This window comes from Chitinophaga rhizophila, assembly GCF_019492185.1.
Lineage (GTDB): Bacteria > Bacteroidota > Bacteroidia > Chitinophagales > Chitinophagaceae > Chitinophaga > Chitinophaga rhizophila.
Map to the genome: position 1 here is coordinate 424,090 of NZ_JAICCF010000001.1, position 22,590 is coordinate 446,679.

15 protein-coding genes are annotated in these 22,590 nt (G+C 45.1%); 9 read left to right on the forward strand and 6 right to left on the reverse strand.

The window, feature by feature from the left end:
- Positions 1-23 precede the first annotated feature (23 nt).
- The 7 genes from K1Y79_RS01585 to K1Y79_RS01615 all read left to right on the forward strand — a co-directional run bounded on the left by K1Y79_RS01585 (position 24) and on the right by K1Y79_RS01615 (position 14,662).
- The gene (locus tag K1Y79_RS01585; protein WP_220248245.1) at positions 24-743 is read left to right on the forward strand and encodes a tail fiber protein; all 720 of its coding nucleotides are present in this window, start codon (positions 24-26) and stop codon (positions 741-743) included.
- Between the two features lie 53 nt (positions 744-796).
- Positions 797-1,519 carry a hypothetical protein gene (locus tag K1Y79_RS01590; protein ID WP_220248246.1) on the forward strand — a complete coding sequence of 241 codons (723 nt, stop codon included), beginning with the start codon at positions 797-799 and terminating at the stop codon, positions 1,517-1,519.
- 97 nt (positions 1,520-1,616) lie between these two features.
- Positions 1,617-4,832: a DUF6603 domain-containing protein gene (locus tag K1Y79_RS01595; RefSeq protein ID WP_220248247.1), complete on the forward strand. Its 3,216-nt coding sequence runs from the start codon at positions 1,617-1,619 to the stop codon at positions 4,830-4,832.
- Complete coding sequence (locus K1Y79_RS01600; protein WP_220248248.1) at positions 4,819-7,074, forward strand: hypothetical protein; 2,256 nt, start codon at positions 4,819-4,821, stop codon at positions 7,072-7,074. Before K1Y79_RS01595 ends, K1Y79_RS01600 begins: the two co-directional genes overlap by 14 nt.
- Positions 7,075-7,085: 11 nt before the next feature.
- A complete protein-coding gene (locus K1Y79_RS01605; RefSeq protein WP_220248249.1) occupies positions 7,086-10,676 on the forward strand; it encodes a hypothetical protein in 3,591 nt (1,196 codons plus the stop codon).
- 25 nt (positions 10,677-10,701) lie between these two features.
- Positions 10,702-12,576 (forward strand): Kelch repeat-containing protein, encoded by a 1,875-nt coding sequence (locus K1Y79_RS01610; RefSeq protein WP_220248250.1) that lies wholly within the window; start codon positions 10,702-10,704, stop codon positions 12,574-12,576.
- Between the two features lie 133 nt (positions 12,577-12,709).
- Positions 12,710-14,662: an outer membrane protein assembly factor BamB family protein gene (locus K1Y79_RS01615; protein WP_220248251.1), complete on the forward strand. Its 1,953-nt coding sequence runs from the start codon at positions 12,710-12,712 to the stop codon at positions 14,660-14,662.
- A 108-nt stretch (positions 14,663-14,770) separates the two neighbouring features.
- On the opposite strand, the gene K1Y79_RS01620 is transcribed toward K1Y79_RS01615, so the two are convergent.
- Positions 14,771-15,163 (reverse strand): barstar family protein, encoded by a 393-nt coding sequence (locus tag K1Y79_RS01620; protein ID WP_220248252.1) that lies wholly within the window; start codon positions 15,161-15,163, stop codon positions 14,771-14,773.
- 142 nt (positions 15,164-15,305) lie between these two features.
- Here K1Y79_RS01620 and K1Y79_RS01625 point away from each other — a divergent pair, with 142 nt between their 5' ends.
- Positions 15,306-15,554 carry a hypothetical protein gene (locus K1Y79_RS01625; protein WP_220248253.1) on the forward strand — a complete coding sequence of 83 codons (249 nt, stop codon included), beginning with the start codon at positions 15,306-15,308 and terminating at the stop codon, positions 15,552-15,554.
- Between the two features lie 48 nt (positions 15,555-15,602).
- Here the strand turns inward: K1Y79_RS01625 and K1Y79_RS01630 are convergent, their stop codons facing one another.
- Together K1Y79_RS01630 and K1Y79_RS01635 are read right to left on the reverse strand one after the other, a co-directional pair.
- Entirely contained in the window at positions 15,603-16,049 is a 447-nt protein-coding gene (locus tag K1Y79_RS01630) for a MarR family winged helix-turn-helix transcriptional regulator (protein WP_220248254.1), read from the reverse strand.
- Positions 16,050-16,153: 104 nt separating this feature from the next.
- Positions 16,154-16,573, reverse strand: a complete 420-nt coding sequence (locus K1Y79_RS01635) for an organic hydroperoxide resistance protein (RefSeq protein ID WP_220248255.1) — start codon at positions 16,571-16,573, stop codon at positions 16,154-16,156.
- A 198-nt stretch (positions 16,574-16,771) separates the two neighbouring features.
- Here K1Y79_RS01635 and K1Y79_RS01640 point away from each other — a divergent pair, with 198 nt between their 5' ends.
- Positions 16,772-17,545: an OBAP family protein gene (locus K1Y79_RS01640; RefSeq protein ID WP_220248256.1), complete on the forward strand. Its 774-nt coding sequence runs from the start codon at positions 16,772-16,774 to the stop codon at positions 17,543-17,545.
- 67 nt (positions 17,546-17,612) lie between these two features.
- Here K1Y79_RS01640 and K1Y79_RS01645 read toward each other — a convergent pair whose 3' ends face one another.
- Genes K1Y79_RS01645 through K1Y79_RS01655 form a run of 3 tightly spaced genes read right to left on the reverse strand, consistent with a single transcriptional unit; the run spans position 17,613 to position 22,589 of the window.
- Entirely contained in the window at positions 17,613-19,982 is a 2,370-nt protein-coding gene (locus K1Y79_RS01645; protein ID WP_220248257.1) for an outer membrane beta-barrel family protein, read from the reverse strand.
- 25 nt (positions 19,983-20,007) lie between these two features.
- Entirely contained in the window at positions 20,008-20,973 is a 966-nt protein-coding gene (locus tag K1Y79_RS01650; protein ID WP_220248258.1) for an aminoglycoside 6-adenylyltransferase, read from the reverse strand.
- The gene (locus K1Y79_RS01655) at positions 20,961-22,589 is read right to left on the reverse strand and encodes a cyclic peptide export ABC transporter (RefSeq protein WP_220248259.1); all 1,629 of its coding nucleotides are present in this window, start codon (positions 22,587-22,589) and stop codon (positions 20,961-20,963) included. The genes K1Y79_RS01650 and K1Y79_RS01655 overlap by 13 nt, the downstream gene beginning before the upstream one ends.
- Position 22,590 lies beyond the last annotated feature (1 nt).

A 22,590-nucleotide genomic window follows, 5' to 3' on the forward strand; every position in this document is an offset into this window, starting at 1 on the left:
TTTTTAACCCCTGTACTAACACAATGAAGCACAGTCTAAAACTGCTCATTACTGCATTCGTGTGCAATACCGCGATTAGTCAAGTAAACGCGCAATCTAACGCGCTGAAAATTCAGGCCGATGGCAATGTCGGCATTGGCACAGACACCCCTGGAGAAAAACTGCAGGTAGAAGGAAATGTAAAAGCCAATGGCCGGTTTATTGACAAAACAGGCCCCATTATGCCTGTAGGAACTATTCTTCCTTTTGCCGGCAGCACGGCTCCTCCTGGATGGTTGCTCTGCAATGGTAACTCTTATCTGATGAATGGAGATCAACGTGAACTTTACGCTGCTATTGGTAATACCTATGGTACAGAAGGTGCTGATAGGTTTAGAGTACCTGATCTGCGCGAGACCTTTTTGATGGGCGCTGGCACAGCTTCTCCTGCGGACGCACCAGGAAGAGGCGGTGGCCCCGACGTGCACAATCACAGTATCTATCTACCGCAGAAAGCGATGACGAGCTCACAGGCAGGCAGACATCGTCACAAGTTTCCCTACAACTGGTATTTCAGAGGAATGAGTAAAGGGCCTTTCACTTCCATTGACACAGGTGGCGACGATGTAAAAAATCAGTCTACAGAGGAAGCCGGCGATCACTCACACAGCTATATCTTTCCGGAGATATCAACTACTACCGGCAATTCCAACGACAGAAACCGTCCAAAATGGATTGCCATCAACTACATCATCAAGTATTAATAACAGGCGCGTACCCTGCAAACACCACACATTAACCACAAAAAAATAAAAACATGACAATTACAAAGATCGAGAACCTTTCGAGGGAGACTACCCCATTGCCTAAGGCTGAAATTGACAGATTCGCCAGCCAGACACTCTTCGCTGAAAAGATCAGCGCAAAGAATGTTAGTGCAGACGCCTGGCAACAATTTGCTACTGCAAATGACAACATACAGGTGACCTGGTCTAACGGCACTACAGAAGTAATCCGCGCAGTAAACGGAACATTGGTAGTGGACGGTACTACGGCAACCATCAGCGGCCTGACCAACGCATCAAAATACAGCGTCGGTGTAAATGGTCAGCTGACCATCGGCCCTGAAGGTAACGATGCTGCGGCAGCCATCGTGAATATCAGATTGGGTAACCTTATCAGCAAACTGAATCCAAAAGGCGACTGGATCATTGATTTTAGTGATAAGACAGATGAAGCAGGCGGCAGCGAAATTAACCTGCAGGTATTGATCGACTGGATCAAAAGAAATACCGGTGACAGCACTGTACCGCAATTTCCAGCTATCAAAGATGCGAATGGTGCAACAACCAAAGAGCCGAAAGACTTTATCATACAGTTCAAAGACTTCTACTATAACATTACACAGAAAACCTTCGATTTCTGGGTAACATCCAAGGAAGGTCAGACGATCAGCTTTGGTAACTTCACTATTAAGAAAGTAGGATTCAGAGTGACGAATATCGGCGTAAACCCTTCACTGGAAGCACCAAAAAGCTAACGCCCCCGGGTTTTCAGAAAGTTAACACCCAGGACAATTTCTCCCGCAAAGACAATTCGCTGTCGGAATATTCTCCCTATAACAGGCATCAGGAATTATGACGCAACCCCACCCTTTTTTGCTGGATATTTCAGGCTCAACCCGCATTGGCGATACTGATGCGGTTGAGTTTGACATATCTGTCGGCCTCAGGATGAACGGTACTGACAAGTTAGTATATGCAACGCTAAAGACTGAAGAGCCGAAAGGTATCGGTTTGCCTGCGCTGCTCAATGCACTTGCGCCAGACGATAAAACTGAACTACCCGGCTTCCTTGACCAGCTACCCGGTATCCGGGCTATCTCCTTACAATATGGTACGGGGGAACATGCCAGTAAATTCAGTATGCTGTTTGACAGTGTGCTTACAATTAACGGCCGGGTAGTAAATGCTACAATCAAAGCAGCTTATGAAAAAACGCCAGGCTCAGATAGCGCATTTACCTTCGGCGGTGTCATTCATACGGGCAGTCATAAATTTAGCGTCAGCTATGAAAAAGTAGGAGACGATTGGTATATGTATGCCGGGTACATACATGACGGCACTACCACCCTTAAACTACGTGACATAGCTGGCAGCCTGTTTAACGATCCCAATACAATTCCGGACGTATCCCTATCGCTGGATGATTTTAAGGCCTTTTTCCTATACCGCAAAGCGCAGGATGGCACAACAGCACTTCTGGCTGGCATGGGAGCAGGACTGAACATCGCACTCGACGATTTACCGCTTGCCGGACCATTGTTTGCCGAAGATGATGCATTTGCATTCAGAGAAGTATTAGCCTTGTACGCCAGTGGCAGCTTTTCAAAAGCCGAGTTGCAACGTTATACAGGGCTGCCGTTAGTAAATGTCGCACCTGGCTTTAACGTGTCTGTGCAACTGCTTATTAATGGCGATGAAGCGTATTATGTGCTGAATGAGGGAACAGGTAAGACATATCCTCCTGCCAATGAAGGAAATACTCCTGGTAATAATACGCCGGCAGTCACCACCCTGCCCGGTGATATTGCAGCAAAAGCAAAATGGACAAAGGTTGATAAGCGAATCGGTCCGGTGACAGTGCAACGTCTCGGCTTTATGTACAATGATGGTAAAGTAGTACTACTTCTGGATGCCTCTATGCTGATGGCCGGTATGGGAATGCAGTTGATCAGTCTTGGACTGGGCTTTAAACTGGAATGGAAATTCCCTCCTACCCTGCCGGAGTTTTATATCGACGGCATCGGATTATCTTACACCAAGGATCCTGTGCGTATCAGCGGCATGTTCCTCAGAACTACTCCTGTTCCGGATGTAGAACAATACTCTTACTACGGCGCAGCGCAACTGTCGCTGGCAAATTTCACCATCAGTGGAATCGGGGCTTACAGTAAACTGATCAATCCAAAGCCGGAAGGCGCTGTCTCTTTGTTCATCTATGCAATGTACGCCGGGACTATCGGTGGACCGGCATTCTTTTTCGTAACAGGTATTGCAGCAGGATTTGGCTACAATCGTAAAGTAAAAGTACCATCAATACGGGAAGTCAACACATTCCCGCTGGTATCAATGGCGCTGAATCCTAATCCGCGTAAAACACTGAATGACGTACTAACGGACCTGGTAAGCCAGGAATGGATTCCTGCATCGCCAGGGGATTACTGGCTGGCTGTTGGTATTAAGTTTACGTCCTTTAAGCTGATAGAATCTTTTGTACTGCTAATGGTACAATTTGGCACACGGACTGAATTTACTATACTCGGCCTTTCTATACTGGCCTGGCCGTCAAAAAATAAAGCGATTGCCTATGTGGAACTCGCACTGAAAATCAGCTTTGGACCGGATAGCGACGTAATAGCGGTAGAAGCGATGCTGACGCCTAACTCTTACGTGCTGGACAGGAACTGTAAACTAACAGGAGGTTTCGCTTTTTATGCATGGGTAAAAGGACCACATGCCGGCGATTTTGTGATCACACTGGGAGGCTACCATCCAAAATTCAATAAGCCAGCTCACTATCCGGAGGTGGACCGACTGGGCCTGAACTGGAAAATATCCAACCAACTACAGATCAAGGGCGGATTATACTACGCATTAACGCCAAACGCCATTATGGCTGGTGGACGGCTGGAAGTGACGTTCAGTCTTGGCTTCCTGACGGCCGGCATAACCATTTGGGCCGATATGCTTATAGCATGGGCACCCTTCCAGTATGCGCTCGATATGGGTATCAGGGTAAGAATAGAAGCCAATATAGATATGGGCCTGTTCACCGTCCATTTTAAGCTGGAAATGGGTGCGCAGCTACAGATCTGGGGACCACCATTTGCCGGCGAAGCGCATGTTGACTGGAGTATATTCTCCTTCACCATACCGTTTGGCAGCGGAGCCAGAAAAGAACCTCAGAAACTGGATTGGCCGGCCTTTAAAGAACAGTTCATTCCTACCAATACCAACAAAAAAATTGCACCTGAAATTATCATTAATAGTGGTATTATCAATGAATACACCATTAAGACAAGTACAGGCGAAATCAAGTATCTGCTGGTCAATCCTCATCAGCTAAGAATAACCGTAGATGTAGCCGTACCGGTAACGACTGTGAACGTCCCTAACGACGAAGGCGTGCTCAATGAAATAGCCGCTGACTCATACATGCAGGGCGACAATAGTGTGCTACGATATGCAGACCGTAATCAGATGCTCGGTATTCGCCCGATGCACGAAACAGTCCTTCAATCAGCGCTCCACGTAAAAGTATTAATGAACGGACAGCCGCTCAGTGGTAACGTAGCCCCTGACTATTCCACTTATACTGCCGGTGTGCCGGGATCGTTATGGAGTCATGAACAGGCTCGCACTGGTAACGACCATCCTGAAGACGTAAAAGTGCTGAAAAATGCTATTAAAGGTGTTGTAATTACGCCTAGAGCTGCGCCCATCCCGCCAGATCCTCCGGGATTTAACCTGGATGGTAAGTTCAGGATCATTGCAGCATCTTTAAGCTGGACCTACATAGCAGCACTGACAGGTCCGGACAATACTGCGTATAGCGCACCTATCAAAACCGTGATCTATAATAAGCTGGACGATGCTACTATTACTGCCAAAAGGGAGGCAATTATTGCAGCAGCCTTACTGGTTCAGGAGCAAGAAGGTAATGCAACTACGGGTAGTCTGCATACCTGGATAGCGGCATTGAGCGCGGACCCTGTAATAGTACAGCTGGGTGGACTACCCCAATACAAAAAGGAAACTGGCCAAAATACAAAAGCTGATGATGGCAACTGAGCAAACAATATTACAAGCGCCTGAACAACTGGCGTTCATACATGAAAGTCTGCCGCAACTGGTGGCAGGCGAATATACCGTCACCGCTGATCTGTCAGTAGAAGTGGCAAAGCAGTTCAACGGTGACTTTGAAACAGCCGTTAAAAAGGTATGGGTGGGCGCACCACGCTTTATCCTGGAAGAAGCAGCTATATATTCTTTATATCCTCCCCGGGATATCACCGGCCGTTTTGAAACTACCTTACCACAAATTGTATTTAGACGGCGTACCCTTCCCTGGGAGCGTACTATAGATGGAGAACTGCATGATAATACCGCTTTCAGACAACAGGCCCCGCTGCGTCATGCCCCCTGGATGGCACTATTATTACTTAGCGAAGACGAGATGAAAGGACTGGGAAAACCAGAAGATGCCATCTTGCCTGGTAAAAAAAGTCTGAAAGACCCGGGAGGTAATGTATTTGTACCCGAGATATCTGCCGATCTTACCAATGGGAACAACCCAAAACTAGCGCCCTGGGAAGATGTCAATACCGCTTATGATGTCATTGACATACCCTTGCCGCTCTTCAAAAGAATCGCACCTAAAAAGGAAGATTTGTACTATCTGGCGCACGTCAGAAAAGTACAGGTAGATGAGAATAAGGAACGTGCTGACATTGAAGATGACGGCTACTTCTCAACATTAATGTGCAACAGGCTGCCTGTAAGAGCTGCTGACCAGTCCAGTGCAGTAAGGAATACCGTGTTTCTCGTATCACTGGAAGGTTATCACAACTATTTCAGAGATAACCAATACATCGAGAAAAAAGGTAGAAACAAAGTGCGCCTTGTGGTATTACAATCATGGAGCTTCACAGTGGCAGCAGGTAAAAATTTTCTTGAGCTGTGTGAAGGTTTGCATGTTAGTCCGTTTAAAATGAACTATCCAGCAAATACCAATGAAGTGCTGAAAAAGTCATATGATTACGGCTATACGCTTCTACCCCATATTACACAAAATGGTGTTCAGACATACTCCTGGTACCGGGGTCCGTTCAATCCAAATTTCCTGCCTGCTAATCCTGTTACAAAAATTTACAAGAGTGCGAGTGAGGCCCTTCGTTTTGACCAGCTTACAGGACTCACGGATGTCTCTTACGCAACAGCATGGCAATTAGGTCGTCTGCTGGCATTGAAAGATAAAACCTTCAGCACTGCGCTATATCAATGGAAGCTGCAGGGAAAAAGAAAAGTGGTCCAGACAGCCAGCAGGCAGCAAATCACAAAACTGCTTCCTGCCGCTTTCAACGAACACATAGAGGCCACAGCCTCCCTGGAAGATACTATGAAGGACTTTCTAGCCACCTGGTACAATACAGGCAGTAACTTCGACAAATCTCCTGTCCCTTTCTCCAATCAGCCAGAAGCTGTTCAACAACAACTGAACAATATTGCTACTGCCGGTGGTGCATTACACGAAATACCAGCGGCGGTCACTGACTGGCTTGGCAGACTTTTCCTGCTGGAAGGCGTACCTATCAATTACCTCATTCCGCATGAAAACTATCTGATCAGTCGTGAAGGAGGTGCAATTGCAAAAGAAGCAGTTGGCCTCTTTTACATAGACTATGACTGGATAGAGGCATTACTGGGTGGAGCCCTTGGCATTGTTACAACGGAAGACTCTACTGCCCTACTTAATATGCTCAAGGAAGGACGCTTTCTACCAGCTAATCTGATGACCAATAAAGCAAACAGCAGATTCATTCCTTCAGGAGAAGGTGAAGAGGTACCATTGCCGCAATCTATAAAAGGGCATATAACAGGTTTCTTTCTACGCTCTCAACTGGTTTCAGGCTGGAAAGGTATCAAGGTTTTTGCCAAAGATGAGAAAGGTAGCTGGATGCAGCATCCTTTGAGAATCGAGCGAATAGCTGACGACATACAACTGTGTGTCTTTGCAGGCAAAGTTCAGCAGCTATTATTCATACAGCCTCCCGAAGGCATGCACTTTGGCGTAGATGCCATTGGCAATAATTACCAGAAAGCGTTAAGAGATCAGTCAGGTAATGTCGGCAAATCTACCATCACCTTGCAATGCCCTGATGGCGTATTTGACTTTCAAAGCGTGGCCACAAGCATAACCGCACAAGGTACCAAGGTTTTAACATCCGCAGAACTTGCCTTTCAGATGCTGGAAAGTCCGGTTATCTACACGCTTAACATATTCGATAACTGGAACACATCTCCACAATTATAACCCGGTTTGCTATGAGTGAAAAAATATTAGTTCCCATAAAAATCGAGGCCTTGATAGTAGACAAAGTCACTGCACGGGACACGGCTTACAACTGGAAAAACTTCTATATAGACTATGACGGGCTTTTCACCCGGTTAGGCACTTATATGGAACCTGGCGAATTAAAAGAACTTAACCGTGGAGGATTCTGCGAAAAAGGCATTCACCTGCACTGGGCGCTACCCGCGGCCCTCACCAATGGCATACAACAGGATGGTAAAACCGTTTTCCCAGCTGTACCTAACCGATGGCTCGTTATCAGAACACATTTTGTGAATGGTCAGCCTGTCATCAAAAAATGGATCCTGGAAAGTGATTACATCGGCCCCTACCTGTCAGATAAAAGTACCTGGGCTATACAAAACCCGGACGGCAGCTTTTCCACCTCGCACAATATAGGCAAGGCAACAGTTCTCGATAACTGGACAGTGGAGCAACCACGTAGTACAATACCACTCACAGCCATCGCACCGGGTAATCCCACCTTTGCTGGCATTTACCAGTATTGCCGCAATGTGTTTGGCTTATGGGATGACCTGTCCGGCCTCGATAATACAGCCGCTACATATTCTTACCTGGTCACCGGATGGTATTCAGATCCCGCTATTGAGCCGCTCATCAATGCAGATCAGGTCATTATTGACAACATCAGAAGTAAATGGCAGGTGAGCGGTACACTATCAGACAGCATACTATGTCATGGTTTCATACATAGCGTGACCTGGGACCCCGCCAGACTATACTCACTACCTGTTAACAGCGCAGCAGTGAATACAGGTATTGGCCTCACTGCAGTAGAAGCTAAGACCGCACAATTGTCAAGGCAGACTGGAGCAGCAGAGAAATTACTGAATGGCTATTTCTACGATATACTGAAAGATACGGTGGATGCCATCACCCTGGACACGCTGGTCGATAATCAAACCTATACTTCCTTCGATGGCGGAACATTATGGGAAATCGTCCATAGAGAAAAGGATACCGACGCCAAGGAAGGCAGGGATACACCCCAACCCGCCTTTCCTGATCCGGAAACCAATCCTGGCCTTTCTGAAGCTTTTAAGGCCATCAACATGGCCCAACAGGCTGCTGACAGACTATTCCAGCAAAGGCGATCGCTCATGCTCGAATTTAGGGCACTGTGCGATAAAATAATCATGGCAACTGCAGATAATAATCAGGTACTTCTGGCCAGACTGACCGCAGACCGCAACCGTCTGCAGGCTGACATTGACGCAATGACAACCACAATGGCAGGACAGCAAGCGATTGTTACTACACAGCAAAACCTCATGCTGCAAATGCCTGCATTTGTATCACTACAAGAGAAACCTGCTCAGTTCGAATTGAAGCAGAAGAAGATGCCACGTTACTGGCAGGCCAATGATCCCACATTGCTATTCTCCGGTCCTGGCGTCACCGGATCAACAAAATACAAGCATCCGGGTAAAGGCGACAAACTACCCTGTCGCTTAGCAACTGAGCTTATTGCAGACATCATTCTGAATGACAATACCACCGGAGAAGGGCGAACTATTTCACCTGGTAACACAAACCTCGGCTTGAAAGAACTTGGCTCTTTAAAAAACAATATATTACTCATCACCCAGCTATATGCTGAAGCTATACTATTCGACCCCGCCTGGGCACTGGTATGGGCACAGCAGTATTATAAAGATAGTCCGGGCAACAATGCGAATACGCAAGCATTGGCAGCATACCTAAAAAATATACTGCAACTGGTTGCACAAACACCAACTGGTAAATTTAAAGGCGTTATTCTTCGTAATGGTACTATTATCAGACCAACTGCCTGGACACTGGATGCACTTTCTGAATTATATGCCACCCGTGGTATACAGCAATGGAAACATCCATGGACACCTCTTTACCTTATATGGTATGCGAAATTCATCCCCTCCTACTCGCAGACAGGTGGACAATGGCAATACAAGCAGGAAGACTGGCAATGGAAAGACAAGAAGTACCTGTATGTTGGAGGTACACCAGATACAACAAAAGCAATTGAGTATTCCGGGAAAGTACTGCTGACTGATATGCTGACGGACCTGTGCAAGCAACAGCTGCCTGCCAATGTTGATGCAGGACAACACTTGTCGCAGACGATCGGCTCGTTTTCAGATGCTTTGCTGATGCGACAAGAATCTATACAATTGCCACTACTGAAAAATCCTGCGGATACTAAGTGGAAGCTGATACGTGACCATAGCCTGGATAATTACATCACCAATGATGCGTATTTCTTCCCGGACGTCTCTGGCAAGTCTGGCGGAGCCGCTAACTTCTTCCCGATTGGGGCTGGTCATCTGCAATTTACAAGACTATGGATCACCGACGCTTTCGGACAGGTGCAGAAAGTAGTAGATATCAACGCAGGAGGCAGCATTGTAAAGAAAGGGCATATACATATTGCTGAAAACCTCAATCACCTGAGTAATAGCTTCCAGGTCACGTTATCTCCCAGACTGGCACAACCCGCAAGACTACTATTCAGATGGTGCAGTGCACAATCTGAATTGCCTGTGGAGAGCAGCAATGATCCGGAGACCAACCCTGTGTGCGGATGGCTGCTCCCCGATCATCTCGATCAGTCATTGGATGTTTACGCTACCAGCGGTCTGAAATGCGGGGCGTTGCGGATGATTAGCGTTGATGGCAGGCCGCAGTTACAATGGAGTAATCCTCCTGGTACCGCCCTCAAGACAACGCCGGAAGATGCCATTACCAACAGATATCTGCTGGGATTTGTAAATGGCCTTCTCAACTATCGTGACAATGAAGAACAGCCTACAGGAGGGGCAGCGCTAAGATCCCTTTTTGAGCTTTGTAATCAGACAGCGCTTTTCCTGTCAACATCCTCCGGACAACAAGCACCTGGCATCGCTGGAATAATGGGACAACCAGTAGCACTGGTAAGAGCATCATTGAAAATGGAATTGCAAGGACTACCTGCTCAACCGCAGCATTATGAACACACCATTACGGAAGAAAGCAAGACTAAACCACCGGGCTTAGTAAACTTATCCTTCCCTGTTGCATTAGGAGATGCCCGCAACAACAAAGACGGGCTGATTGGCTATTTTAAAGACAATGGTAAAGGATTTTCCGAAATGCATATCCCCTACGGAATGCCCAAACCTGCCAGTCCATATTTCTCGAGCGATGACGTCAGACTGGCATTTAATGCGGATCCCTCCCTGCAGGCTATCACCCTTTTAATGGATCCCCGAGGTGGAGTACAGGCAGATGCAGGCATACTACCTGTAAAATATATTGATCTCCCCGATACTTACACCGGCGGATTGAAACACATGGAGCTGGACATGCTCGCAGCCCCCATTCTTGGTGCGGGAACAGTCCCTTTTATACCACTGGGCACTGAACCGGAACGCCAGTGGATATTTAAACAGCAATTACCGACAGGAGACTGGCAGCAAACGAATATTGATAATCAGAATCACCTTCAGAGTGGCTCAATCAATACGCAAATGATACACGAAGGCTACCTTTCACTGTCACCGGCTACAAATGAGCAACAATAATATTTACCACAGCAACAACAGCATTATGGAGACATACCATTTGATCACAAAGGAAAATACAATATCCAGTACCAACGCCAATGTATCGTTTAGCATTACCTGCAGCGATTACAACAGCGAGACCCTACTTAAATTCATTGAAGTAGATCTCACCAGTCTGGCTGATATAGTAGACTGGCAAGGCGTTACTCCGCAAATCATTACTACCAGAACACCCGCTCCTCTGTGCAGGATAGGGCCCAGCCGCGGTCTGCAGACAGGCCAGATCCTGTTCACCTTTCTGGATGACGAAACTTACTTTAAAGATTATAATAACGAAATAACTTTTGTAATACCTAACCTTTATAAACTTGAAGGTCAGAGTTTTCCACCTACCGCACCCATTACATTCAAGTTAAAGACACCTGGCAATACAGTGATTGGTAACCCTGAAACCGATTATACCTACAATGCCATACAGGTAGCTAATAAAAAACCTGTCATCAATAGCTGCAGAATAAATCCCTCAATCGTCCAGGACAGCACTTACATCGCTATTTCTTACGAAACCACCGACGCTGTTATCTGCGAGCTGGTAGACGGTACCGGGCAAAGTTTCGACACACAAACAAACATTGACCCAAGCAAATCATTCAGGTATACCAGACAGTTCAAACCTGCCAAACCAGGAACGTTTCCCTGCCCTCCTTTTCACCTATATGCCAGGGATGGCGCGAGAGAGTCTGTCGCGAGTACCGTAAGAGAAGTAACTGTATGCGAAGATGCCAAATGGACTAAATTAGATAACTTCAGCAGACGCGTGCCAGTGATCAATGAAGACGGGACAGTCATCTACCAATTGGAACAATATACAGTCCTGGACCTGATACTCAACGAAAGGGATGATATGATGTGGGCTATTATGCAGAAAGGAGACGATTTTTCTACCTTAGCCGATACTCCCCCCTGTTTGTGGAAATCATCTGACGGTATCACATGGATGCCGCATACGAATAGTTTCCAAAACAAAACACGCGATATCCTATCTACAGATGTAACTATTCCGGCCGAGCTTGTGCATTGCCCCTGTGTTCATTTCGGAACCGAAGAGTTGTATTTTATAGGTGGCAGCAAAGCAGACATCAGCGTATGTGTCAATACCGTATCTGTGCTCAATCTCAGGCTTAACACCATCGATTCGTCCAGGTATCGTTTCCCACCTGCAATGAAGCCTCGTTCATTACACGCCTGCGTAATATATCCTGACGCTGCCGGCAATGATAATATATGGGTCATCGGTGGAGCTGATAAAAATGGTAATGGTCTAAACGATGTATGGCGGTTTGACGGCACCACCTGGATAGCTGTACCTACAGGCGACGCCTCATTCCCAAAACGCTGCAGGTTTGCCGCTACTGTTCAAACAGACGTGCATGGCAAGAAAAGCATCTGGATAGGTGGAGGCGCTACCCGTTACAACGGAAGCACATTAAACGATCTCTGGCTGTACGACGGTACCAAGTGGGTGAAGGCGCAGGATGAAACAGGTAATGCGGATCTGAACTATAGTGAGGAATGGCTGGCAGCAGCGTCACTGTGTTATATCAGAACAAGACTAAACAGTGTACCCGACCCGGTATCCGACACTTACCGTTACATACTATCAAGTGATCTGAGAGGAAACAGTAAACAATTAGTCTGTAGCTGGATAGTAGGCGTTGATCTGCAAGATCACGATTATAGATGGAGCCTGGTCACTGATACTGACAGACCGCAATTTCCTGCCGTATTTGCGAATGTGCGAAACTTCACTGCCGCCACCATCGGATTTAATGGCTGTGCCTGGACTGTTATACTTGCATATATATCTAAAGGCAATGTGGTTGTATCAAACCTGTATTATTCGTGCCCAATGCCATAACAGATCGCACCGGATACTATTATGCCTATCACTTATAAAAATATTTATGATGAAAACAAACCCCATAAAATGTACATCGCTGCTGACCCAAAAAAAGCAGGGGCTATACCTAGCAAATTTCTCGTTACTGATCATGTTACTATCTACTATAAGTAATGTAACTGCGCAGGTTCACTATAATGATATTAGAACAATGGTCATTCTGCCAGCATACACACAGACCCAACGGCCTGTTGAATCAACAGTTAGTCAGTCAACCAGAGACTTTTGCAGAAATGACAGTTGTTTTTTCATCTCCTCCTCTACCCAGAACAGGAAAGTCAGACATGATTATTCCGCCTACCTGCATTTCAGTCTGGATGCCATACCAGAAGGGGCAATCATTGACACCGTTGATCTGATCATTTACCTGAATAAAGTAAAGAACACATCTTCCGTCTTTGAACAGGGTGTAAATTTGTATGAATTAAACAGCGCCAGAGGCGACCAGATTATCAACATCTCAGATTCTTCCAGTAGCGCTATAGCCCTGGTATCGAAAGACGATATTGGCCGAGCTATTCATCTTCAACCGGATATTGTAGACGGCGAAACATGGGTATCCAGGAAGAAAGGCAATTTCTTTTGCATATTAGCAGCAGAAGAAGCCGAAACATATGGCTACTATACAGAAAGAATAGGTAACCTGCCGAAGCAACCTAAACTTGTAATATCCTACCATATGCCAGCTAACCAGGTCAGGCAAAAAAGTTGGCCTCAATACAAATATGACGCGCAACATACTGCTATGCTTGGCTGGCAGACCAATACAACAGCCACAGGATTTAAACTGAACAGCATAATTACGACCAGTAATGGTGACGTTATAAAGTCAGATCCATTGATTAATAATGACCAGGTTATAACAGCTTATCAGGCATCAACACCTCCCTTCTCCAGATTACTAATGCTATCCCAGCAGGGTCGTCTTATCCGCGAAGCAAATATAGAATCTCTGGGAATTGTGAAGTTTGGACCATTTGCAGATAGAAAAGGGGATATACATTGCGTAATCGGACAAACCGGCAACACACTCGCCATGTTGAATCAGGGAGGTGCTATCATGCCTGTCACGAAAACACTTGAGAATAGCGCACAAACAACTGCTGCTCCTGTAATTGGCTTTGACGGAAGCATCTATCTTTCTACTAATAATGGTATCTACGCCTATACACCACAGCCCCAGTGTAAACTGAAATGGGTTTACACTGCCAACAAGAACACATTTGGTACTGCTGCCCTGGATGAATCAGAACAGACAGTCTATGTCTATGATGGTGCAGGAGGAAAAATAATCGCTATTAATAGTCTGGACGGTTCAACAAAATGGGAAGCTAGTATCGGAACCACTTTTGCTAAAGATGTACCTGTACCATCAGTGAAAGGAGGCACAGTATGCGTTACCAATGGGCAAATCAAAGGCAGCAGTCTATTTATGATTGATGCTGGTAGCGGACGTATACATACGAGTATAAAAAGTACAGCCGATGCGATCTCTCAACCAGTAATTGGCACAAATAAAGTATTTATCATTAACAATGGACAACTGCAATCTTATCTGCTGACTAATGGCTCACAGTTGCCCACGCCTGCTGTTACAGGCCTTAACCCGGCCAGCTCACTCGTATTGGATGCCAGTGAGCATGTCTATATTGTGAATCCTGAAGAAGGAAAGCAATCGCTGACATTGGTATCGCCAGGAGCAGTCACTTTCCCTACTATGACAATTTTCGATGCCAATGGATACCTTACTGGTAACAGACTAGTCCTTACACCCGAAGGGAATCTGCTGACAGGTAATGATAACCGGTTGTTCTCCGTCCATCCCAGCGGATTTGCATTAAAAGAGAAAATAGATATTCCTTTTGCTAATGCAGACGAATTTCAGAGTGAGTATCTTTACAGATCAGAAGGAGCGGTCAACGTAGCAGGTAAAACAGTAACAAGTCGTCAGAATATCGTGATCCATAGCGGCACAGCAATCAATTTCTCAAAGGGATTTAGCGTGCAAATGGGCGGTACCATCAATTGCAAAACAGGTTTCTAAAAGAAAACAGCCTGGCTATCTTGTAATAAGTCTTCATACATGCCTGACACCTTATTACAAGATAGTCGGTACTGTGACAGTGACTAATGAAGTACTATCATAGAAGCATCACTTCCTGGTTAATGTGATGTTCTTATGTTCACCGATAATTTCCAGTAAGATATCAAAGTAGGTTTGTCCACCTCCTGCTTCCAGTTCCTCCAGCTTTCTGGTGAAGAAAGACTGATTGTAAGGTGACCCGGGAGCCAGCTTCTCCTGGTAATATTGTTTCGTTGTTTCATAACCAAGTGCTACCCTGCTTTTATCCATGTTCAGCCAGACCAGCTCAACCGGTTCATTACCATCAATGGCACCTAGCCCACCGTACAATATATCATTGAAGGCATCCAGGCTATTTCCTATCTGCCAGTTTTCCCGTTCCATAAACACCCGGTTGATCTCCTGGTAAAAGGATGCAATATCATTGATACTATCTCCATTTATAACAAGCTGTTTCTTCATATAAAGTACAAACTACAAAAATGCAGGCAGATAATAACTATTACGTAAGGCAGTGGGGAATGGTCATAATTTTCTGACCTATTGTAACATCTAGCAAAGAATATTATTTTACAAGATACTTATAACAACCAAAATCTAAAAAATGGCCAACAGACAACCCACCGAAATGAGTAATGAGGAACTACTCAAAAAAGAAAAAATTACATTAGTAGCAGTTACACTGGCAGCCGTATCCGTGATATTGATGCTTGCCGTAGGGATTTACCTGACCTTCGCCAAGAGGAAATTCAGCGCACTGCTGGCTATTCCCGTGTCATTACTTGCAATTTTCCTGGCAAATTATGTTAACCTGAAAAAGATCAGACAGGAGAAAAGCGCCCGGGGTATATAGCGCATTAAAGCCATGCAGGTATGCATGGCTTTAATAACAGGTACAACGCTATTCAGCGTGATTAATAATTTTAGATAATAAACCCTTCAATTGCATCGCCTCATCAAGCGTAATACCCAAATCCGTCAACTGCGCCTGTAATCGCGGAACTTCCTGCTTCAGGTTTCTTCCTTTTTCTGTCAATGAAATAACAATACTTCTTTCATCCTTTTGTGACCGTACCCGATCTACTAATCCCAGCTCCTGCATTCTTTTCAGCAAAGGCGTCAATGTATTAGATTGCAGCATCAGCTTGTCTGCCAGCAGAGAAAGGTTCACTTCGTCGCTTTCCCAAAGCACCATCAGTACAAGGTATTGCGGGTAAGTGATACCCAATTCATCCAATACCGGCTGATAGCATCTGGTTACCAACCTGGAAGCCGCATACAAAGGAAAACATAACTGGTTTTCCAGTTTGTAAAAATCGTAATTCTCTTTCAGTTTCTTTACTTTCATGACAGTCGCAGATAAAAAATACTTCACAGGTCAAATCCTCAACAAGGTACCACTTTCGCCGGTAACTTTATACAGCTATCCCTTATACAACAACGGCCTGATTACTAAAGCACTTCCAGCTGCACCTCAATATTACCACGGGTAGCATTTGAATACGGGCAGACCTCGTGCGCTTTCTCTACCAAAGTCTGCGCCTGCTCACGCTCAATACCAGGGATCGTTACTCCGAGTGTTACTCCCAACTGAAAACCTCCCTGTCCGTTAGGATTTAATGATACAGCAGCCTTTACTGAAGAGGGTGATGCCGGCTTTACTTTCGCCTGACTCATCACAAGATTCAAAGCGCTGTCAAAGCATGCCGCATATCCTGCTGCAAACAGCTGCTCCGGATTCGTATAACCAGCGCCGCTCCCACCTAATTCCTTCGGCATCCTTACTTCAAGCTCGAGCGCACCATCTTCACTTGTTACTTTCCCGTTTCTGCCACCTGTTACAGTAGCACTTGTCTGATACAATGGTTTCATATGACTATCGTTTTCGATTATATCGTTTACGATACAAATATAGGAATATTTATTACACACCAAAAAAAGTTTCAGAGGTACAACTTTTGCCTGTCTAAAGATAAACAGCATTGAATAGTAGTTGACGCTACCTGCTGTATTGTAACCATTGAATGGCCAGACATACTTTTTAATCAAAATCATATAAATCCTGGAAAAATGAAACAATTCCTTCAACTATCAGCGTGCATCACCCTTCTCATATTTTCAGCCTGTGGAGGAAAAAACACCTCATCTAATGTACAGTCGCCCGGAGATGACAAAACCAGTAAAGACAAATTATTAAATACAGGCGCTGACATTCTACAGGACAAAACGCCTCTAAAGAAATTTACCGCTTACCTTGACGGCTTTCACTTCTATAACGGCAATATCAACGCACAGATGGAGGCTCATCACTATGTGCAGCAGCTGAATGAAGACATGTATCAGGCTATCATCTTTGATGGAAATGGTGCAGACGCAAAAATTATGGGGGTAGAGTATATCGTAACAGAGAAACTATTTAAAACTCTGCCGCAGGAAGAAAAAGCACTCTGGCATTCCCATCATCACGAAGTGAAGTCGGGCACCTTGATTGCTCCCGGTATACCCGAAGTAGCTGAACATGAGCTTATGGAAAAACTGGTTTCCACCTACGGTAAAACCATTCATACATGGCATACTGATCAGGAAAGTTCTCTACCGATAGGATCGCCAATGATTATGATGGGATTCACCAAAGAAGGTCAACTGCACCCTGAGCTACTACAGGCACGTGACAAACGATTCAACATCTCTACCGCACGCATAAAAGAAAAGCGGAATGATATTCCGATGCCGGCTGTTGATCCATCCGCCAATGCCTGGGAAAAAGGCGTTCTCAGGCAGTTTGTCATTACCTCAGAGGTTGACAGTGCACAACATAAGCACCAGGGACATCCGCAGCGTTAGTAGCATGTTGCCGGTACCTGCTCAGACTCCATTGGTGGGGTAGCTGTATGTCCTACCCCGCCAATGCCTAGAAACGGTTCCTGATTTCTTCCGAACTAGTTTCCCGTTTTGACTCTTTCTTAATCTGCAGATTACCAAAATCATGCGTAAAAGTAAGTCGTACTACCCTCGGTTCATATTCGTCAAACTGTTTGTAATACCTGGCAGGATGATTAATTGACTGAAACCTGTAATATTTGTTTAACAGATCATTAATACTTAACTGGAAAGAGCTGTGCCACTTCTTTACCTCGCGGGTAATGCTCACATCCATTCGCTGAAACGCATCAATACGGGTGGTACCGTACATCTTCTCCGAGTTATATGATCCATAGATCTGTAACATCCAGTTCTTGTCAAGTTTAAAGTTCTGCGTCGTCTTTATAAAATAGAAAGTATTAGAAGTGGTATTGCCCTCATATTGCTGATTAATATGCGATAATTGTATATTATACTGCATGTTCCACCAAGGTGCTACTGTAACCGGTATACTTGCTGATAATGACGATGTCCATAACACCGGGATATTCAATGAAGTCAGCATCTGTTGCTTACTATCAAGAAATACTGCCTGCGTTTTTGCAATGGCATTCTTTTCCCTCGTGAGCTCTGCTGTGAATATAAACCGCCTGAACAGATATGATCCTGTAACCGTATTACTAAGCGCAGGTCTTAAGTTAATATTACCGATATAAAAAGTATTTGGATCAATAAATGAGACAAATGGTGCCAGATCTGTATAAGTTGGCCGGGCTATCCTCCTGCTGTAGGCAAACTGCAAAGTATTGTTCTTGTTTAACACCCGGGAAAAGAACAGCGATGGAAAAAACTGACTTAACGATCTGTTTGACGTTGATTTACCGGACTTTGTCACCAGGTCCTGCGAAGAATACTCGTACCTCAATCCTACATTCATCCGTGTACGCTGATTGAACGTCCAGCTCACAGACGCATAGGCAGCTGCTATATTCTCCGCAAGTGTGGACCGTTCACTCAATGAATCCACCGGCTCAGCACCTGTGCTGAACACATCTTCTGCTACTACGTTGTTCTTTAGCCTTGAAAAGGTTAGTTTACTACCCGTAACCAGCTCTATGTCTGGCGTCAGACTGGTAATATAGTCCGCCTTACCTGTCCATACATTTACCGGTGTACGCTTGGTTACTGTAAATGTTACTACAGAATCTGCATTTGTCTTATAGTAGGTATTGACATATTCATTTGGTGCAAAACTGTAATAATTCAGATAGTCCACGTCCAGGTTAAATACCTGCGACTTACTGATCTTATACCCTACATGCGCATTCAGAATATATAATCTCCGACGGCTATCTTCATTGTTTACCAGACCGATGCGCTCAGAACCTTCAGTGGATCCGCTCACATGTTGTTTAAACAGATTCAGATTTCCATTAGCTAGTAAGCCGAGTGACAACCTTTTATTGATATCATAATCCAGGCCTATTCTACCTGTAACTCCTGTGATAACCGGGTACCGGTCGGTAACTGTGAAGTTGGAATAAGGGTCCGAATCAGACGCGTTATAGCTCCTGTAATCAAACTTACGGGGGTTGTTATTCCTGTCATAGTTTATGCCGCCGTAAAAGTTCGTCTTGCTCCTCCGGACATTCCAGTTAAAGCCTGCCTTTGCTTTATCTCTCCAGCCATAACCAATGCCCAGCAGTATGCTGCCATTACTTCCTGCAGTAGTGCTCACTACCTGCTGTATGTTAATCAACCCTCCCGTGAACTCTGCATCGTATTGTGCCGGTGGGGTCGTAATCAGTTCTATTCTGTCTATATCTTTAGCATTAGTACTACTCAGCATCAATAACAGCGATGAAATAGGTACACGTGTCAGCTTCCCGTTCAGCAGAATACCAACATGATCTTTTCCGTTCAGCTTAATGGAGGATCCATCCGGACTAATTTCTATACCTGGCAGCCTTTCCATTACCTGCAGTGCGTTACCGGCTACTCCTATTGGTGTTCCTTTAACATTTACCACCAGGCGGTCCAGCTTCTGCGTAATTACCGGCGCAGTGCCTCTGACTGACACACCACTTAATGTCACTGTTTTCTCTTTGCTCATGACAATGTCTTCCAGCTGCGCCGTGGCGTTGTCAACAACGACTGTTGCAGTCACCGACTCATAGATAGAGCTGTGAACAATAACTTTGTATTTATTCCTGCTAACGCCAGTAAACGTAAACATACCTGCTGTATCAGTCAGCGCCATCTGACCTTTCAGTGTGTCACTCACTGGTACCAGCCTGACGGTCGCAAAGGGCACCGGCTGCTGCTGTAAATCCTTCACCCGCCCTTTTATGCTAACCTGTGCAAATAGCTGCTGACCTGAGCATATCAATAATAGTATACAGAGTATCTTTCTGAACATGAAATTACATTTAAACTATACCGTCCTATACTTTTGACAAACGACGCCTGGTATATGGTATGGCAGTGTGTTCAATAAAATTGATGACAAATGCCTCAAACTGCTTGTTCAGCGCAAAACCATAGGCCTGCGCCAAAGCAGCAGATAATTCCTGGTACAAGGCCGCTGACCGTAACAAGCAGTATTGCATCTCCAGCACGTCATCATGAAATAATGTAGGCAATATACGCTCGTATACATCATGTGGCCCCCATTGCTGCAATCTTGCGCCATTGAAAAAAACATCCACAGATGGATCGTCTGTAATAGCCAGCCACTCCATCGCCCGTAACAGCTGATGCTTCATATAATTGTCATACAAAAGCAGATTGTGGTAATACTCTCCCTTAGTTAACTTCACCGAAGCGGTATAACATGACTGCCAGAAATTATTATAGCTGTTGGCAAAAGCTTTTTTATCAGGGAAAACCGGTGACTGCTGACTATATGCTGCACGCAAATAGGGCACGATCTTCCCTAGCCCGATCGTATCATGATGAATATGACATCCTCTCTTAATAGTATCGTAAAACCTGGCCACGGCTGTTCCTATGCCGTTCTTTAGAAAACCTGGCAGAAGGAATTGCAGGTTTCGCCGCTTTAATCCCAGGTAGAAGCGGATCACCCGAAGATGATTCATCGGCACGAATGTCAGATCATACATAATACCTGTTTCGGTGACCAGCTTGTTTTTATCTACGCCATCACCCCTGTCGCGGAATACCCGTCTTGAGATGATCTTTCCCAGTGGTTCCGCCCATGTCGCGTCATCCCAGCTCATGTAATCGGCTGGTTTATCTGTAAACACAAACAGATCCATGTCTGAAAAAGAATCGAATGCACCCTGCGAGTAGCTACCTATCGAAAGCAGAGCTTTAATGTCTTTGTTCTTACTAATAAAGGACTTAAGTCCCTCTTCAATAAGCTGCAATTTATTCGTCAGTTTGTCCATAGTATTTTCTGATTTTGCGCACCCTCCTGCACAGCGATATCACTTATGATATTGCCATGTTCAAATTTCACAATACGGTCCGCATACTGGAAATAAGCATCATCATGAGTAACAGCAAGAATTGTCTTTCCTTCCTGTTTCAATGCCGGAAGCAACTGCTCATAAAAGTATTTTCTGAAATAAGGATCCTGATCTGCCGCCCATTCGTCTAATACCAATAATGGATGCTGCTCCAGCAAGGAAAATATTAAGGAGATCCTTTTACGCTGCCCCTGGGAAAATCTTCTCCTCGGACTCTCGTCCATTGTATCCCGGATCACATGGTCCAGCTCCATGGTCTTCAAAAGTTTTTTGTATACCGGATTATCTTCGAGGATGTAATCATCATAATTACACGAGAAGATATAATTATCAGTGAACACGACAGACAGCAGATCCTGATAATCCGCTGTGTTACTATCCACTTTCCTGCCATTCAACAAGATCGTTCCAGATACAGGTGTATAAAGGCCGGTAAATAATTTAATAAACGTGCTCTTTCCACTGCCGTTTCCTCCGATAATAAATACCACCTCTCCCTTAGTGATCCTAAAATTCATAGGGCCCAGCTGGAAGTGTTCACCATGTTGCCAGACACAATCCCTAAATTCAAGCGTTTCAAAATTAACCGTGCCAGCTGCTGCCGTTTGCATAGGAGCCTCTGGTAAAAAGCTGTCCAGTTCTCTGAAGAAGCCGGATACTCTCCGCGCAGCCACCTTCATCCGTGTATACAGATGTTGCAGCGATATCAATCTGTTGATAGGTCCTGACATAAACAGTAGTACAACCATAAAAACTCCGGTCTGCTGCGACTGCATACCTCCGAATAACGGGAATACAAACAGAATAGCGCCAAATACCAGGTACAGGCCATATTGACTCAATATATTCACGCCAACAAAATTGCCTGACAACAATACGTCCAGTTCACGGGCTTCATTCCTATTGGCTGACAGATGCAGCTCCCTGAAATTCTTCCTGCGTCCGGCACTGATCTTAAACTCCTTAAATCCCTGTAACAGATCATCTACCATTTTGGTAAAACGCTCATTATAGTTACGTAATCTGTTCAGTCTGTGTGCCTGCTGTTTGCCAACTATAAAGTAAACCAGGGCGGTGCCGGCGATGAGCAATAGCGTAATCAATGCACCTGTCAATGATATATAAAACAGATACATGATACTGACCAAAATCATCAACAGGGAATTGAGTGTATTATTGACAACGCCCGCCATGAAAATGAACACACGCAGGTCTTCCAGCACACCATATATCCTTTCCGACCCTATAGCTTCCTGCTGGTGCAGGGTCAGTTGCTGTATTCGTTCTGCCAGCCGCAGCTCCGTACCATATACAAATTCGTAGGAGTAGCGCACAGTATATTTCTGGAAGAACAGGTTGAACAGGTAAGAAAAGATAACAATGCCGAAAAAGATGCCGCCCACACTTCCGGTATTAAACTGCCGGTCGCCCCGTATGCCCATATTGATAATATACAGGATCGCCACCGTACAGGCGGTGTTGAGCAATGCATATATTCCAATCAATAACCATTGCCTGGATTTTACTTTAATCATA